The organism is Lysinibacillus louembei, assembly GCF_033880585.1.
Classification (GTDB): Bacteria; Bacillota; Bacilli; order Bacillales_A; family Planococcaceae; genus Metasolibacillus; species Metasolibacillus louembei.
This window is the reverse complement of the sequence record NZ_CP137624.1, coordinates 1,946,350-1,964,253: the sequence shown is the minus strand read 5'-3', so window position 1 is coordinate 1,964,253 and position 17,904 is coordinate 1,946,350. Positions and strand designations below refer to the sequence as shown.

The 17,904-nt window shown below is 38.4% G+C and carries 16 protein-coding genes; 1 reads left to right on the top strand and 15 read right to left on the bottom strand.

Annotated elements, in window-relative coordinates:
• Positions 1 to 2 precede the first annotated feature (2 nt).
• From R6U77_RS09735 to R6U77_RS09710, 6 genes are all read right to left on the bottom strand, one after another.
• The gene (locus R6U77_RS09735; protein ID WP_319838318.1) at positions 3 to 1,553 is read right to left on the bottom strand and encodes a fatty acid--CoA ligase family protein; all 1,551 of its coding nucleotides are present in this window, start codon (positions 1,551 to 1,553) and stop codon (positions 3 to 5) included.
• Positions 1,554 to 1,712: 159 nt separating this feature from the next.
• Positions 1,713 to 3,644, bottom strand: coding sequence for an ABC transporter permease (locus tag R6U77_RS09730; protein WP_319838317.1), 1,932 nt, complete (start codon positions 3,642 to 3,644; stop codon positions 1,713 to 1,715).
• Positions 3,616 to 4,389 carry an ABC transporter ATP-binding protein gene (locus R6U77_RS09725; RefSeq protein ID WP_319838316.1) on the bottom strand — a complete coding sequence of 258 codons (774 nt, stop codon included), beginning with the start codon at positions 4,387 to 4,389 and terminating at the stop codon, positions 3,616 to 3,618. Before R6U77_RS09725 ends, R6U77_RS09730 begins: the two co-directional genes overlap by 29 nt.
• 2 nt (positions 4,390 to 4,391) lie before the next feature.
• Positions 4,392 to 5,390: a sensor histidine kinase gene (locus tag R6U77_RS09720; protein ID WP_319838315.1), complete on the bottom strand. Its 999-nt coding sequence runs from the start codon at positions 5,388 to 5,390 to the stop codon at positions 4,392 to 4,394.
• The gene (locus tag R6U77_RS09715; RefSeq protein ID WP_293926441.1) at positions 5,390 to 6,094 is read right to left on the bottom strand and encodes a response regulator transcription factor; all 705 of its coding nucleotides are present in this window, start codon (positions 6,092 to 6,094) and stop codon (positions 5,390 to 5,392) included. Before R6U77_RS09715 ends, R6U77_RS09720 begins: the two co-directional genes overlap by 1 nt.
• A 220-nt stretch (positions 6,095 to 6,314) precedes the next feature.
• Positions 6,315 to 7,307: a lipoate--protein ligase gene (locus R6U77_RS09710; protein WP_319838314.1), complete on the bottom strand. Its 993-nt coding sequence runs from the start codon at positions 7,305 to 7,307 to the stop codon at positions 6,315 to 6,317.
• 143 nt (positions 7,308 to 7,450) lie between these two features.
• Between R6U77_RS09710 and yhfH the strand changes: the two genes are divergently transcribed.
• Positions 7,451 to 7,576, top strand: coding sequence for a protein YhfH (gene yhfH, locus R6U77_RS09705; RefSeq protein ID WP_319838313.1), 126 nt, complete (start codon positions 7,451 to 7,453; stop codon positions 7,574 to 7,576).
• A gap of 173 nt (positions 7,577 to 7,749) precedes the next feature.
• Here the strand turns inward: yhfH and R6U77_RS09700 are convergent, their stop codons facing one another.
• The 9 genes from R6U77_RS09700 to hemY all read right to left on the bottom strand — a co-directional run bounded on the left by R6U77_RS09700 (position 7,750) and on the right by hemY (position 17,884).
• Complete coding sequence (locus R6U77_RS09700) at positions 7,750 to 9,939, bottom strand: YhgE/Pip domain-containing protein (RefSeq protein ID WP_319838312.1); 2,190 nt, start codon at positions 9,937 to 9,939, stop codon at positions 7,750 to 7,752.
• A 90-nt stretch (positions 9,940 to 10,029) separates the two neighbouring features.
• On the bottom strand, positions 10,030 to 10,602 hold the full coding sequence (locus R6U77_RS09695; protein WP_293926450.1) for a TetR/AcrR family transcriptional regulator: 573 nt from the start codon (positions 10,600 to 10,602) through the stop codon (positions 10,030 to 10,032).
• A gap of 126 nt (positions 10,603 to 10,728) precedes the next feature.
• Entirely contained in the window at positions 10,729 to 11,220 is a 492-nt protein-coding gene (locus R6U77_RS09690; RefSeq protein WP_319838311.1) for a FixH family protein, read from the bottom strand.
• A gap of 3 nt (positions 11,221 to 11,223) precedes the next feature.
• On the bottom strand, positions 11,224 to 12,612 hold the full coding sequence (locus R6U77_RS09685) for a sensor histidine kinase (protein WP_319838310.1): 1,389 nt from the start codon (positions 12,610 to 12,612) through the stop codon (positions 11,224 to 11,226).
• Entirely contained in the window at positions 12,609 to 13,301 is a 693-nt protein-coding gene (locus R6U77_RS09680) for a response regulator transcription factor (RefSeq protein ID WP_319838309.1), read from the bottom strand. Before R6U77_RS09680 ends, R6U77_RS09685 begins: the two co-directional genes overlap by 4 nt.
• Positions 13,302 to 14,249, bottom strand: coding sequence for a YncE family protein (locus R6U77_RS09675; RefSeq protein ID WP_319838308.1), 948 nt, complete (start codon positions 14,247 to 14,249; stop codon positions 13,302 to 13,304).
• Positions 14,250 to 14,397: 148 nt separating this feature from the next.
• On the bottom strand, positions 14,398 to 15,303 hold the full coding sequence (locus tag R6U77_RS09670) for a TIGR03943 family putative permease subunit (protein ID WP_319838307.1): 906 nt from the start codon (positions 15,301 to 15,303) through the stop codon (positions 14,398 to 14,400).
• Between the two features lie 11 nt (positions 15,304 to 15,314).
• Positions 15,315 to 16,319 carry a permease gene (locus R6U77_RS09665; RefSeq protein WP_319838306.1) on the bottom strand — a complete coding sequence of 335 codons (1,005 nt, stop codon included), beginning with the start codon at positions 16,317 to 16,319 and terminating at the stop codon, positions 15,315 to 15,317.
• A 140-nt stretch (positions 16,320 to 16,459) separates the two neighbouring features.
• The gene (gene hemY / locus R6U77_RS09660) at positions 16,460 to 17,884 is read right to left on the bottom strand and encodes a protoporphyrinogen oxidase (RefSeq protein ID WP_319838362.1); all 1,425 of its coding nucleotides are present in this window, start codon (positions 17,882 to 17,884) and stop codon (positions 16,460 to 16,462) included.
• Positions 17,885 to 17,904: the final 20 nt, after the last annotated feature.

Genomic DNA, 17,904 nt, shown 5'->3' with positions numbered 1-17,904 from the left:
TACTATTTTGCTGCTTGCTCCTTTAACGAGCGGCGCAAAATTTTACCTGTTGTATTTTTTGGTAGCTCATCGATAATTTCAATGACTTTTGGCACCTTATATTTAGCAATATGCTCCGTGCAATATTGCTTTAGCTCCTCAACAGTTACGCTGTCATCCTTTACTACAACGTAAGCGCATACCGCTTCACCAAAATCAGGATCTGGTAAGCCGATTACTGCTGCCTCTACAATATTTGGATGTGAGTAAAGCACTTCCTCTACTTCACGTGGGTACACATTGTAGCCTCCAACGATAATCATATCTTTTTTGCGGTCAACGATATAGAAATAATCCTCCTCATCCTTGCGCGCTAAATCTCCTGTATATAGCCAGCCAGCTTGAATTGTCACAGCTGTTTCCTCCGGCATATTGTAGTAGCCCTTCATCACATTCGGTCCACGTACAATCAATTCTCCCACTTCGCCAACAGGTACTTCATTACCATCTGGATCAACAATTTTATTTTCTACATTGATAATTGATTGACCGATAGAGCCTGGCTTGCGCTCCTTATCTAATGGATTAAAGCATGTTACTGGTGACGCCTCTGATAGCCCATAGCCTTCTGAAATGCGGACATTAAACTTGTCCTCAAAGTTATGCAGCAAAGCAACAGGTAGAGATGCCCCACCTGAAATAGCTAAGCGCAACGTTTTAAATGCTGCGGCATCCCCTTCTGCATATTGATAAAGGAAATTATACATTGTCGGTACACCTGCGAAAACTGTTGCCTCCTGCGCTTTTGCCAGCTCAAAAATTTCGCCTGGGCTAAAGCGCGGTGCTAATAAAATAGTCGCACCTTGGACTAATGGTGCATTGACAACCACCGTTAATGCGAAAACATGGAATACTGGCAATGTCGCAATAACACGATCCGTCTCCGTTATTTTCAAATATGCGCCAACATCACGTGCATTTGAATATAAATTGCCATGTGTTAAAATAGCGCCTTTTGGATAGCCTGTTGTGCCAGATGTATATAAAATAACGGCATTATCATCTTCTACTAATGTAGCAGACTTTGCTGTGCCTTCTGTCGTTTTTAATAAAGCTGTGAAAAGAACGGTTTTCGCCCTTGCATTATCGCTTAATGCAGCAACTTTCTCCCCTGTGTCTGCCGCCGTTTCACAAATAATGTATTTCTCTACTTTCGTAAATGCTTGTACCCCTTTTTCTACAAGCGGAAGTAGCATATCAAGTGCAATCACCACTTTTACATCACCATTTTGAACAATATATGAAATTTCATCAGGTGTGTAAATCGGATTCACTGGAATGACTGTTGCACCAATACGCATCGCACTATACAGTGAAATTAAAAAATGAGGTGTGTTCCCCAATAATAATGCTACATGGTCGCCTTTTTCTACGCCCATATCCTGCAAAGCTTTTGCAAAACGATCAACCGTTTGCTCAAATTCACTGTAGCTTGTATTTTTCCCCATAAAATGATAGGCCGTTTTTTCTGGTTGTTCGAGAGCTTGCTGTCTTACCTTTTCTACTAGATTCAATACACCCATCCCCCTTTTATCAATGGCGCCTTTTAGACGCCGAACAAAAAATGAATTATCATTCATTTAATGTTATTTTAAAATAAACATTACAAGATTACAATAGCTTTCATATCATTATGCAAAAATCTTGTCGCTTATGTCATTTTATGCTGAATTTTATGAGCGCACATGCGCAATATAACGCCATCTAATCAAATAAAAATAAATAACTTGAATCATAATAATAAAGGAGAAAGCAAAAATAATTTCCTTTCCAAGAGACACGTGCATGACATTTTTTAAAATAGATTGCAGCACTAAAAAGGCAAACATACTATGCACCAAAGCAAGCCCCCACGGTAGGAAAAACTGTGGGAATAAATAGCGTGTAATTAAGCGCTTTTGCTCGTTATCGGTTAGTCCCATACGCTTTAATACATCAAATTGCTTCTTCTCACGCTCTAAGCTTGTATATAGCTTAAAGTAAATAAAGCTCCCTGCAGCTAGTAAAAATACAGCGACAACTAACAAGCCTACTAAAGTAAATAAAGAGTAAGCAGCTAATATATAAGAATAATTTAAGCCTGCATTTTCAAAGTAAAATGGCAGCGTATAACGATCCTTTAAATATTCCTCAGCAACTGTATAATATAGCTCTGCGCCAATATTTGCTGCATCAGCCCAGTTCGCAATATCAAATGCGTATAAATGATAGCTTGGCTCCACAATATTTGCATGCTCAAATGGGTTCGTAATTTTTTCAAAATCCGTATCACTAACAATAATCGCATTGCGGCTAATAATAGCGTCAGGGAAAATAAGCTTTGGATATACGCTATTAATAACAAGCTCAATATTATTTTCTTTTAACGTTGTACGCACAATTTTATTTTCGAGCTCTTTAATTGAGTCCTCTGAGTAAGCAATGAACATCGCTTCCCCTTGCCCAATTCGCACCATTGGATAACCATAGGAAAATAGCAGTTGATTAATATCTGATGCGCGAAACACTTCGACTGAATTGGACGTATGTGTAGACGTTTGCTTTTTTACAACAAAACGCGCCAAATTGTAGGATAATCCTGCCTCCTCTAATTCATATCGTAACGAGGAAATATGTGCTACCTCATAAGGATTATTGACAGTGCCTTTATAAATGATGCCGAGCGGATTGAGCTTATCGTATTGGGCTGTGTAGGACGACAATGCGGATAATACACCTACGCATAAAAAAGCTAACGTCGAAACAAGCGTTACAACAACAAACATTTTGCGATTGCTGTACATAATATGCCCTTGCTCAGCAAGCGATAACATACGTGTCTTGCGCCAATACACCTTTTTGCGCTTTTTGATTCGTTCAATAAAGGCTAATATTGTATCCGTAAATATAAAATACGTACCGATTGTCACGATAAGTGGAATGACTAGCAGCATAATTGGAAGTGTCACAAATGTCGTGATAATTGCTAAAAGATAGCCAAACCCCACTAAAAAAATACCTAGCCATGCGCGAATTTTCGAATACGCATTGGACACATCAACCGATTGGTGCCCCTTTAGTAAGTCGATTAGCTTTGTTTCCCTTGTCATTAATACACTAATAAAAGAAATCACGACAAAGGCGCTCATAAAGACGGTTAATGTTAAAACAAATGGCTCCCATGAAAAATAAAGAGGTAGCTCATCTAAATATAAAATTTCGCGTACAATCATAAAGAAAAATTTTGAAAAGGCGTAGCCAAATACAATGCCAAAAAAACTAGAAATAACCCCGATTAACATCGTTTCTAAAAAGACCAGCTTGCTTAATTGCCTTTTTTCCATACCGAGATGTAGCAAAATCGCAAACTCTTTAGAGCGTGCCTCTAAAAAGGCCTTCATTGAATAAAAAATAAAAAACCATGAAAACAGCATTAAAATAATTTCAGCAACAAGCATGCCGAGCAAGGATACATTTCCTAAAAAGCCTTGTTCACTTGCTGGATGAAACATCAGCATCGAATAAATAAAGAAAACAAAAACTGAGAAAAAGCTTGCCATAAAAAAGGCTGCATATATGCGGAAATTGCGAAACACATTACGGTAAGCGAATTGTTGAAAGGTCACCCACTTGCCCTCCTAATAAACTTAAAACATTTAAAATACGCTGAAAAAACGTTTGGCGGCGGTCATCACTATAAATTTCATTAAAGAACTCACCGTCTTTAATAAATAACACACGGTCACAGTAGCTCGCTGCAATTGGATCATGTGTTACCATAACAATCGTCGCCTGTCGCTCCCTATTAATTTTGCTTAACAGCTCCAACACCTCTCTTGATGCATGTGAATCAAGATTTCCCGTTGGCTCATCCGCCAATATAATAGAAGGTTGGTGAATTAATGCTCGTGCAATCGCTGTACGCTGTGCTTGTCCCCCAGAAATTTCATTTGGACGCTTTTCTAAAATAGCTTCAATGCCTAATTTCTCTGCTAAATCAGCAAGACGCTTTTCCATCACTTGCAATGGCTGGTTATCAAGCGTTAACGGCAGAACGATATTTTCCTCGACCGTTAGCATTGGCAATAAATTGAAGTCTTGAAACACGAAGCCGAGCTGGCGACGACGAAAATATGCGAGCTCCGTTTTATTTAAGCTTTGTGGCTTAATTTTCTCTAAAATAATTTCACCTGACGTTGGATGATCGATTGTTGAAATCATATTCAGTAATGTTGTTTTACCGCTTCCAGATGGTCCCATAATCGCTAAAAACTCACCTTTTTCCACTTCAAAGCTTAGCTGATTGAGCGCGCGATGTGTTACTTTTCCTTCATATACCTTTGTTACTTCATTGATTTGTAAAATCGCCACAATTATCCCCCATTTCGCTCGCTTGAAAATGTAATATATACCGTTGTCCCAACGCCGACCTCTGATGTAATGACAAGCTGATGCCCTAGCTTATCGCATATTTCATTTGCTAAATATAGCCCCATGCCCGTTGATTCCCCTGTTTTGCGTCCATTTTCTCCTGTAAAGAAAGCCTTTGTAACACGTGATAAATCTGATCTTGGTATGCCAATCCCTTCATCTTTAATTGATAAAGTGATGCTTCCTTCCTTTTGTCGTGCACAAATCACAATTTTTTTATTCGGCTCAAATGTGTATTTCACCGCATTCGTAATAAACTGACTTAATGCAAATTGTAGCGATTTTGAATCGCTCGCAATCGTAAACTCCTCATCAATATGCACTTCTGGAAAAACTCGATTCGTAATAAATAGACGTTTATGCTCATTAATAACCGTTGTGACAATCGCCTTCAATGGTACTTGCTCCACCTGCATATCGTCCTCAAAGCTATCCAGGCGCGCACTCATTAATACCATATCCAGCCCTCGTTTTAGCCGCTCCACTTCCTCCTGTACACTTTTTTTATCAAGTGGTGCTTCCTCCTGCAAAAGTAGCTCTAAAACAGCAATTGGTGTTTTCATTTGGTGAATCCATTGATTCATAAATTTGTATTGACGTTTTTGCTTCGCATATAATGCTTGCACTTCATTTTGGTACACATAATATAGCTGGTGCATATATTTTTCCGTTTGCATATATTCCATTGTTTTTGCATTTTTTTGTAGCGCATCCTCCATCGTCACAGGCAGCTGCATAATTTTACTTAAGTAACGACGGCGCAGCATATAGCGTACAGCTAAAAAGGATATAATTAAAATTGTGCTAATAACAATGCTATAAACAGCTGTTTCAAAATTACGAAAGCCATCTAACCAATATAGAAGTAACACAAATAGCACAAGTAGCACTTGAAAAATAATATAGGAAATATGTTCTTGTAAAAAAAGCTTCAATCCCATTACATTTCCTCCGCACTTAGAACAAAGCGATAGCCTGCACCACGCACCGTCTCAATTGCCGACTTCACATTGTAATCCGCTAGCTTTTTACGAACGCGCGTCATATTGACATTGAGCGTATTTTCATCCACAAATGCTTGGTCATCCCATAATTGCTCTAGCAACGCATCACGCGACACAACCTTTGGCGCTTGTCCAAGCAGTAAATCTAAAATAATGCATTCCTTTTTTTGTAAAGGAATCACAATATCCTTCACATGCAGCTCCATGCTTTCTAAATACAGCGTCAGTATCCCTTGCTTTACTGTGCGCTCCTCCTGTCTTGCTGCATACTCCCCGTATGTACGGCGTAGGTGACTACGAATTTTCGCCAGCACAATTTCATAATTGAACGGCTTCGTAATAAAATCATCCCCACCATTTTCTAACGCAAAAATCTGATCCATCTCTCCAGAACGTGCTGAAATAAACAAAATCGGACATGTCGTATGCTGTCGTAGCTGACGGCACCAATAATAGCCATCATACGCGGGTAAATTTATATCAAGCAGCACCATATGTGGTGCAAATGCTAAAAACTCTTCAATCAACGCATCAAAATCCTGCACCACCGCTACTTCATATTGATATTTACGCAGCGTATCCGCAAGCAAGGAAGCGATCTTCTTATCATCTTCCACAATAAAAATTCGATGCTTCTCCATTGTCAAAACCCTCCTTTTTCCAGGTGCCAGGCACTCACACAATTCTCACACAATTTATGTAGACGCTCCAACTAGCCAAGTAGTTGCTAAATGCCTCCTTCTTAAGCTTACATGATTTTATGTCAAAAATGAAATCACAAAACAGCCTTAAATTCTTAAAATAAAAGTTAGGGCTGTCCAGAAAGAAGTTTCTTTCCAGACAGCCCCTTACTACAGCTTATTAATAAATCAACTGCAAAAAGTCTTCGATTGTAATACCGCCAAAATATGTCGCAATATCGATTTTCTTTAATGCCTCAGCGATTGCGGCACGCTCATATTTACAGCCTGTTAAAAGCTGCTCCACTTCCGCTACATCACCAACACCGAAGAAGTCTCCATAAATTTTTATTTCCTCAATAATACCGCGATTCACCTCTAAGCGAATATCGATACCGCCAGATGGGAAGCGATGCGTTTTTTGAATATTGAAGCGTGGCGATTTGCCGTAATTCCATTCCCATTTTTGATAGCGCTCTGCTGATAGCTCATGAATTTTCGTCCAATCCTCATCTGTTAGCTCATAGTAGCGAATGTTTTCTTCGCCATTGAAAATTGATTTTAAAATTTCCATACGGAATTGCTCTACTGAAATTTTGTCTGTTAAAAACTCTGAAATGTTGGCAACGCGTGAACGCACTGATTTAATGCCTTTTGATTCGATTTTATCCTTTTTCACCTTCAATGCTGAGACAACTTGGTCAATATCTGTATCAAACATTAACGTACCGTGGCTAAACATGCGACCACGTGTTGCATATTGAGCGTTGCCTGAAACTTTACGCCCTTCCGCTAAAATATCATTACGTCCTGATAGCTCTGCATTGACACCTAATTTCGCCAAAGCATCAACTACAGGCTGCGTGAACTTTTTATAGTTGTGGAAGCTATTGCCGTCATCCTTCGTTAAGAAGCTAAAGTTCAAATTGCCTAAATCATGATAAACAGCGCCACCACCTGATAAACGGCGCACAACGATAATGTTATTATCCTCTACATAATCTGTATTAATTTCTTCGATTGTATTTTGATTTTTGCCAATGATAATAGATGGTTGGTTGATATAGAACAGCAAAAAATCATCCTGCTCAATATCCATATTGCGTAGAATATACTCCTCAATTGCTAAGTTAATGCGTGGGTCTGTAATGCCTTTATTATCAATAAAATACATGCTGTATCTTCCCTTCATCATATGTTCAAATTTATTTTACATGAAATTAGGCATTTTGTGTTGACGAATGCATACTGTTATAATACAATACATATAAATAAATCAGTATTATAACAGTTAGCTCAAAGGAGGGAAAAATGCTTATGTTAGAAAACGTAGTGGAATTTTTCAGAAACTTGCCAGAGAAAACTTGTGTACAATGTGGAAAAACGATGGAAGAGCAAAGTGAATGCTACAGCCATTGTTGCGAAAACTGCAATACAAATTAATCCCGTGAATCGCATCCCTATGATGATTCTATAAATGAACTGCTTACACTTAAAGGCAGTAGGAAGGCAAATGAACACTTGCCCTCCTGCTGTCTTTTTGCATGGATATGTTTAGCCCACTAAAAAATTGCCTGAAAAGTAGCATGCTACTCTTTCAGGCAATTTCATTTTTATTATGCTTGTTGTTGCTTTGAATAACGACGTGTGAAAACTAATGCGAAGTAGCCAAGCGTAATTGCTAAGCATACAAGTGTGAAGCCTGCTAATACTGCAAAGTTAAAGCCTAAGAATGCTCCATCACCTGTAGAGATTGCTACTTTAAATGCTTGCACTGAGTACGTCATTGGGAAGAATGGGTTGAATGCACGTAATGGCATTGGCACTAATTCTAATGGGAACGTACCCGCACTCGTTGTTAATTGGATGATTAAAATAAGAATCGCTACGAAGCGTCCTGGGTCACCCATAATCGATACAAGCATTTGAACAATCGCTAAGAACGTAAAGCTTGTTAATACCGTTGTGACAATAAACCACGGTAGGCTATCTACTTCAAGTCCTAAAATGCCAACAACAATCGCAATTGTAATCGCAGATTGGATAATACCAACGACTGCTAAAACTGATACTTTACTAAAGAACCAAGCGACAGGATTTGTTGGGCGTACTGCTGGCTCAACAAATGGGAAAACAATCGAAATTAATAATGCCCCTACGAATAAGCCTAAAGAAATAAAGTATGGTGCAAAACCTGTGCCATAGTTTGGTACATGGTTAACAACTGTTTTATCTACATCAACTGGCTGTGCCACCATTTCATAGTTGGCATCACCTGAGTCAATTTTAGCCTCTTCACTTGCATCCTGTAGTTTTGATGTTAATGTTTCTGTACCTTCTGCAAGCTCTTTTGTACCGTCTGCTAACGTTGTAGAGCCCTCTGCAAGCTCACCAGATTTTTCAGCAAGCAATGATGTACCATCATTTAATTTACCTGAACCTGTTACTAACGTATTTAAGCCCGTTGCTAATTCATTAGCACCTTTTTTAGCTGCACCTGCACCTTGTGTTAATTCATTTAACTTTTCAGCCATTGTCGCATTGCCGCCAGCAATATTTTGAATACCGCCACGTAATGCATCGCTATTTGCGACTAAATCATTAGCACCCGCACTAATTTGTTGCTGTGCTGCAAGCAATTGGCTGCTGCTTTCGTTTAACTGTGCTGCACCTTGCTGCAATGAGCCTGTGCTTGTCGTTAAATTATTTAAGCCACCAGCTAATTGTGTGCTACCTTCATTTAATTGCTTTAACGTTGCCTGTAAGCTGGCTGCCTGCTCTTCAGGAAGCGTCGCTAAAATTTGCTGCATTTGCTCTGATAATGAGCCAATACCTGCATTTAATTTTGTTGCACTTTCACTTAATTGGCTTGCACCCGTCTGTAAATTCTCTGTATTTTGCGTTAAAGAATTTAAGCCTTGATTAAATGCTTGTTGCTTTTCTACTAATGTATTTTGACCTTCAGCAACTTTTGCTGCGCCATCTGTATAATTGTTAATACCTTGTGCTAATTGCTTTGCACCCGCTGATAATTCACCAGCGCCTGCCGATAATTGTGAGCTGCCTTGCTCTAGCTTTGCAACACCATCAGCTAAGCTTGTTGCACCTGTTGCTGCCTTTTGTGCACCTTGCTTTAATTCGCTCGTACCATCAGCTAGCTCGATTGTGCTTGATGCTAATTGCTCTAAATAGCCTTGTAAATCTCCAGCACCATCCATTAGCTTTTGTGCACCTTCATCTAATTTTGATGCGCCATCTGCTGCCTCAGCAAAACCATCTCCAAGCTTTGTAATGGAAGTAAATAATTTTTCAGCATATGTTTTTGATACTTGTGAATTCACTTCAATTTTAATTTTTTCCATTGCTGTTTCACCAATTTGGGCACTTAAAAAGTTAAAGCCTTCATTTGGTATATAATCAATGACTAATTTTGAAGGTTCTTTATCAAGCAATGTTGTTGCATGCTGTGAAAAGTTTTCTGGAATGCGAATTAACATATAATAATTGCGGTCCTGCAATTGCTTTTCTGCATCCTCTGCTGAGATTTCCTCAAATTTAAATTGCTCACTGGAGACAAGCTTATCTGTTAGCTCTTCACCAAGATGCATCGTTTCGCCTTCAAAATTTGCACCGCTATCTTCATTGACAATCGCAACTGGTAAATTCGTTAATTGCGCATATGGATTCCAAAATGCCCATAAAAACATGCCGCTATATAGTACTGGTATAAATAACACCGCGACAATCGATACTAACATTTTGCGTGTCTTAAAAATCTGCAACCATTCTGATTTAAACACTGACATCACCTTTCCTTTTACGTAATGACCAAAAACGTCAATTGGTCATTTTAGACCAATAAAAAATCAAGTTTCCCTAATCGAAAACTGATTTTATTATTGCTTTTGTAAGCCTCTAAAAATCGTTTGCTTAAAGATATCCAAAATTTGATCCTCACCCATCGGCTCATCATGTATTTGCTGCCAATCTACAACAAATGCTAAATAAGATTTAAACAATAAATACGCGACAAGTGGCGCATCACATTCATGCACCTCACCTTTGCTAATCCCCGTTTCAATGCGGCTTGCAATATAGGAGATTCCCTCACTTTCAATATCCTGAAGCATCTGTTTAACCGCTGGCGTGCGCAGCTCCTTTTCCTCCTCAATTAATTTGGCGAAAAGTACGTGGCGCTCTCTAAATTCCAGCATTTTCATTAATACGCTATGCCCGTTTTCTGTAAAGGACTGATTCGTATCAATCGTTGCATCCATCGCCACTTTCATTTCCTTAATAAGCGACATCACAACTTCCTTTAAAATTTCTTCTTTATTAGAGAAAAAAGTATAAATCGTCCCTTTACCGACATTCGCAATTTTAGCAACTTGCTCCATTGTAGTTCCTTTATAGCCGAATAAAGAAAACGACTTTGTTGCTGCCTCTAAAATTTCCTGCCTACGATCCAATTTATTTCCCCCCTTTTTCCATAAAGAATCACTTTAAAAGCGAAATGACCAGAAAACCATTTCGGTCATCTGGTCATTATTATACATGTCTCAAAAAAATTTGCAAGCATTTATTCAAAAAAATTTTTAATGATGGTGCTCCTCTTCATCCTCATCGTTTTCCTCATGCTCACCATGCTGCATTGAATTGTCGCTTTTATCCTCCAGTACCTTGCTCATATCTGGATTGCCTACAGTAATTTGCTGCTTCGGCATCACGTGTAAGCTGCGTGCTGTCGTATGTGCAAACATATAATAAACGCCGTCATGGTCGAATGTAAATGTTGCTTTATAGACACCATCTTTATCTAATTGACCATCAATCATATGGCCCTCATCTTTAAATCCTGATTCCCATACTTCAAACTGCACTGTTGCATCATCTACATTTTCATCACCTTGTGTCACATATGCTACTAGCTCCACTTCCTCATTTACCGCAACCGCTTCTGGTGTTTGAATCTCAACAATTACTTCCTGTGGCATAACCCCACTATCCATCGTATCTACCTCTGGTTCATCATTACAGCCTGCTAACATCATTGGTACTGCTAATAAACTTAAAAGCCATTTTTTCATTTTTTATTCCTCCATTAATGGTATTTTCACATAAACACATGTGCCTTTATCTATTTCACTTTCAATTGTCAATTGCCCTTTATGTAGCTTCACTAACTGCTCTACAATAGACAAACCTAAGCCACTACCACCATCTGAACGACTTCTTGCCTTGTTTACACGGTAAAAGCGCTCTGTTATATGCGGTAAATCCTCAGCTGGGATACCAATACCCGTATCCTTTATGGAAATCAATGCAAACTGCTCATCTGTAGTTGCTGTAATTTGCACTTTAGAGCCAATCAAAGAATAACGAAGAGCATTTTCTAAAATATTAATAAAAATTTGCTTTAGCTTTTCCTCATTGCCTAAAACAATTAATTCCTCATCAAGTATTTCACTTATTTCAATTTGCTTTGTTTGCGCAGTGCCGTGTAAAATAGCTGTCACCTCACGCACCACCTCAGCGAGCACTATCGGATAAAGCTCTAGCTCCTCCTGCTCCTGCGTTGTACGGGCAAGCTGCAATAATTCATTCGTCAAACGCTCCATACGACCAGCCTCACGTGTAATGAGCTGAATTGCCTCACGCTGCTCAGTCTCTGTCATATAATTTTGACCAATTGCTTCACTATAGCCTTTGACATAGCTAATCGGTGTTCTCAGCTCATGTGAAACCGTCGCTAAAAAAGCCTTTTGCTGCTCATCCTCTTGCTGAATAGCATGTGCCATTTGATTGAAGGCTTTAGCCAATTGACCGACTTCATCCTTTGATGTCACATTTACCCTTGCTTCATAATGCCCTTCTGACATTTTTTCTGCCGCCTGCTGTACCTCATGAAGCGGACGCATAATGCGACGTAGCCCTTGTCCTATAAATAATGCAACAAATATAGAAAATAGGGCAGCTCCGCCAATTAATAAGCCTACTTCTGTTGTCGCTAGCTCGCTAATTTTTGTTAGTGGATAATATAAATAAATAATTCCCTCTAAGCGGTTTTGCTCCGTAAATGGTAGAATAACTGAAATAATCGGTCGATCAAAGCGCTTTTCATAGCCTACCTTTGTCACTGCTTGCCCTTGCAATAGCTGCTCTCGTTCTTCTGCGCCAATGAGCGTATCATAGTCGATATCGAACGGTACACAGGCGCTTAGTTCGCGTGGGTTGCGCACTGCGAATATTTGAAAATGCGAGTATGCATTAAATTCCTCAATGCGCGCAATTAATGCATCATCTACTTTGCCACCACGATACATCGTTTGCAGCTTTTCGCCAACTTCAATCATCGATTGCTCCATATCGGAAACGTATAGCTCCTCATAAATAAACTCGGATAAAATATACATAAAGGCAATTGTCGCCAACAGTAAGCTACACATTAATAGCCAAATTTTTGTTGTCAGCTTTTTCATAGTGGCTCTCCGAATCGATAGCCAATCCCCCATACCGTTTGAATATATTCACTGGCATCCTTCAATTGTGTACCAAGCTTTAAACGTAGCGTTTTAATATGCGTATCGACTGTGCGCGTTCCCCCTGCATAGTCCATATCCCAAATGCAATCAAGCAGCTTCTCACGTGAATAGACGATATTCGGATTTTGCATAAATAAATGGAGAATTTCATATTCCTTTAATGTCAATGGTACAGGCTTGTCCTGTACAAATACTTTTCTCGATATTTCATCTATTTTAATAATACCGTGCACTAATAACCTTTGTGTTGACTGCATATCAACAGCTTCTGTACGCCTTAACACTGCGAAGATTCGTGCAATCACCTCGTTCGCAGTAAAGGGCTTGACGATATAATCATCACCGCCAATTGTTAAGCCATTTACTTTATCTTCATTGGCATCCTTTGCTGTTAAAAAAATAATGGGTATATTGGATGTTTGACGAATGGTTTTGCAAACGGTAAAGCCATCTATTTCAGGCATCATAACATCTAATAAAATAAGGTCAACTGTGCGTTTATTTAATTGCTCATAAGCCTCATAACCATTTGAAGCTGTTATCGTTTGTATATTTTCCTTGCGTAAAACGACTTCCAATAAATTTCGCATATCTCGCTCATCATCTACAATTAATACAGTTGTCACTTAGGAATCCCCCCTTACAAGCAATTGAAACGGACCTTTATCTACTGAAATGGTTTGATCGATTTGGCCTTCCTTAATAAAATATAGTGTATGATCGTCATAGCCTGCAACGATAATATGCTCATTAAAATATGCCACAGCAAATGGATTTGCACCTATTTCTAATTGCCATTTTAGCTTCCCTTTTTGCTCTGTTACATAAAGCATATTGCTGCCATGACTGACAACAGCTAACTCATTTTCATGCTGTGCAAAGCCAATTGGCATCAACGGCATAGATAATGTAGAGAGCACTTCACCTGATGCTAAATCGTGTACCTTCACCGTTTCATTCGGACGCATTCCTTCCCCGTGTCCTCCAACTAACAGCTTATTGTCAACAATCGCCAGTCCATGTGATGACTTTTCAATGGGCCACTCTGCCTGCAATACTAAATCTTCCATAGCAATGACGGATAAAGAAGTATCTTTATAATTAACAACATACAATAAGCCTTCATGTGCAATCATCGACATCGGGTAATTGCGTAACGCAAGCTCGCCATCGGGCTCACCATATAAATTGTAGCGCATTAATTTATTCGTGCGACTATTTGTTAAAAAAATCATTTGCTCTGTTTCAGCATAATAGGCATTTGTCGTGCCAATACCTGTTTCTAATGTCGCAAGCTTTTTGCCAGAGGATAGCTCATAAATATCTGCCTCTGCTAATTGATGCCCATATAATAAAATACGGTCTCGCTGAATTAATATTGCACCTGTGTACGCTTTTTCAAACGTCCAATCTGCAACGAGTTCACCTTTGCGATTATAAAACGTCAGCGAAGGCTCTAAAATATTCATTGATGCTACGAATGATTGATGTGTGTTAATACTGTGGAAGCGTTCATTTGTGCATCCTACTAATAACGATACAAATACAATGACACATATGATTTTATATTTCATCACTCACCCTCCCATCCTATCGTACTCGATAATTGTGAAATAATAATGAAAAACTTGCGGTAAATTTATGAACAATATATAGTGTTCATCATGAAAAAGAGAAATGCAAACTAAAAATTCCGTTTGCATTTCTCTTTATATGATTCAGCTATGACGTAATCCAAACATCAATCGGGTACAAATAAGGCGTTTCAGGCTCTTGAATCTTTACCCATTGTTCTATTTTAATAACAGGTAGTAATGCGCCATCAAATTCTGTTACATCGATTGTGCCCATTGCTTCAATCCATGTATCCTCGTCAAGAGAAGCAGCCTCTGGAAATTCTGAAAGGAAGCCGACTATATTGGCATCTGCAATACAATGAGTGACAAAAAATCTCGATATGACGAGTTGGTCTTCAGCAAATTCCTTTTCTTTTAAAACAAAGCCATTTAATTGAATTCTTTTACCGATATGCTGTGCTATATTATTATTTATTTCATCATAATAAATAATATAGTCTTCCTCCGTCATAGTGATTTTTTCTTTTTTAGAAAGCTCTGTCCTTAAAAGCTCATATTCATTTTCCTTCATTTCTTTTCTGCCATCCAATAATGCTGGATCAGGTTCATGATCGTATATATTGTCAACAATCGGTTGATTTGAAGTAACGTAATCTTCTATTTTCATTTGCTGTTGATTTGTCAGCATCATTACTCCGCCCTTTTTATCGGCTATTGTAGAGCCTAATATTTGAGCGGGCATTAAAAAACCTGTAAGTATAGGAATGATAATAATTGTATAGGAAAAATACTTTTTTGTTGTGAAAGCTGAGTCTCCATGGTCATGCGAGGAACAGCAATGCTGACAATGCGATTCTTTTTTTAATGAAAGTATTCGAGTGACCTGTACTAAAAACAAAATGAAAAATAACATTGCAGCAACTATGCTTAGATGATTATACTTTGGATTAATTAATTTTTTTATGTCTCCAGTCCAATGTAAGCTAAAAATCATAGCGGAAAATGCGAGCAAAATACAGGCTCTAAACGCTTGTTGATAACGAAATTTCATCTTGTCCCTCCCTATAGTATCTCTGCCAATAGAAATAAACTAAAATAGACAACAGCTGTAATAAAAATAAATAACCAGACAACGAACTTTACTCTAAATACACCTAAAAGCATCATTGTATTTTTCAAATCAATCATTGGACCAAAAATTAAAAAGGAGAGGATGGCTGGTGTAGGAAAGATTGAGCTAAACGAAGCACCTATAAAGGCATCTGCCTCTGAACAAAGTGAGAGGATAAACGCTAATCCCATCATTACCAGCAATGAGGAGGATAAGTCACCTCCTATTGCAACTAATGCCTTTGTTGACATATAAGTTTGTACAAAAGCCGCTAAAAATGCACCAATAATTAAATACTTGCCCATATCAAAAAACTCGTCTATGGCATGCTTTAGCATGCTATGTAATTTTTTTAAAAAAGGCTCCTTGTTTGTTTTGACAACATCTTTAGCGTGTAAAAGCTCCCTCTTAAATTGATTTCCTTGAAAAAATAAACTAACGAGTAGCGCTATGATGATTGCGAGAATAAAGCCTAAAATCATTCGATATCCCGCTATTTCTAAATTATTTCCGAAAGCCATATATGTTGAAACAATAACAATAGGATTAATCAAGGGTCCTGTTAGCATAAATCCAATTGCAGCAGGCAAAGGCACCCCTTTTGTAATCAACCTTCTTACTATTGGTACAATGCCGCATTCACAGGCTGGAAATAATGCACCTACAAAGCACCCCATAATAACAGCTAGAAATTTATTTTTAGGAATCCATTTTCGAATATGCTCTTCCGTTAAAAATATTTGAATAAACCCTGCAATCAATACCCCTATTAATACAAAGGGCAATGCCTCTATTAAAATACTTAAAAATATCGTATTTAAGCTTAAAAATGAAGCTGTTGCTGTGCTGAAGGAGGTAATGTTATTTAATATCGGTGCTATAAGAAACAGCAATAATAAAATAAACATTCCCCAAGCAATAAATAGACTTCTAGTAATGAAAGCACCTTTTCCCATAGTTCCCTCCATAGCATTTTGAAGTAGATTATGTTTAAAAGTAACTTATGAGAAATAGCACTGAGATATTCTAATGATTTTTTACTGGAGATTGCTAAAATAGAGATGGTCAATAAAAAAATGAGTAGGGCTATCTTTCCCTACTCATTTTCAAGCAGTTTTGCAAGTATGTTTTGCGCAGCATCCTTACCTTGTGCAACACATTCCGGTACACTTATCCCCTCATAGGAGCTCCCCGCTATTTGAACATAGGGGAATTGCTGCATTAATTCCTTTTGCATCGTATGCAGTCGCTTTTCATGCCCTACCGTATATTGTGGCATCCCTTGCTTCCAACGTGTAACAACCGTGAAAAGCGGCTTATCCTGTATACCTAATAAACGCGATAAATCCTGTAGCACGGTTTTTTCAATTTCTGTATCTGATAGCTCCACAACAGCCTCATCGCCAACACGCCCAATATAAACACGTAATAAATCGCAATCATCTGGCGCTACATTATCCCATTTTCGGTTGCTCCACGTACAGGATGTAATAACAAAATCGCTATTCCTTGAAACGAAAAAGCTCATCGCTTCTTTATATTTTTCAATTTGCTCACGCTTGAATGCCATCGTTACAGTAGCAATTGTTGCATAATTCATATTCGGTAAATCCTGCATTAAATGATGCGCTTTAAATGCTTCCTTTGTCGCATTAAAGGGCGATGTCATAATGACAGCATCTGCCTGTATTGGCGTACCATTGTTTACGTGAATCGTCATGGAGTCATCTAGCCCTTTATCAATCGCTTCTACACGTACCCCTTTTAAAATCGTGCATGCGCCAATTTGCTTCTCTAGCGCTTCTACTAACGTTTCTAAGCCGTTTTGAAAGGTTTCATAATAAGCTTGCTCGCCTATAATATGAGGATATAAATGCTTACCATTTTTCTTCAAACCGAGCAGTAAGCTACGATGTTCCTTTTCCAATTGAAAAAATTGTGGAAACATCGCTTGTATGCTTAAATGATCAATATCACCAGCAAATGTTCCTGCTAATAAAGGCTCCACTAAATTTTCAACAACTTCCTTACCAAATCGCCGTCTAAAAAAATCACCAATTGGTTCATCTTCTTTTTCTGGCGATTTCGGCAATAATAAATCGCCAATTGCGCGGATTTTTCCTGTCAACGAAATTAGACCAGATGTGATAAAGGAAGATACTTGAGGTGCGCCACCTAACATAATACCGCTTGGAATTGGATAAAGCTCCCCCCCAACCGCTACATATGTTTGACCTGTATTATGGTGAACCATGTCCTCTTCAATTCCTAAATTAGCAGCTAAGTTACGCACGCTCCCTGACTGATCGAAAAACGATTCTGGACCTCGCTCAATAATGAAGCCGTCTTTACGCAATGTTTGGATTTTCCCTCCAAGACGCAAAGATGCTTCAATCAATATAATTTCTATAGGTAAATTATTTTTTTTCGCTTCTTGCTGCAAATAAAAGGCTGCGGATAATCCAGTGATACCTCCACCGACAACAACAACCCTCCGTCTTTTTTTACTTGTCACTCTCATCACTCTCTTGTTATAAGTAT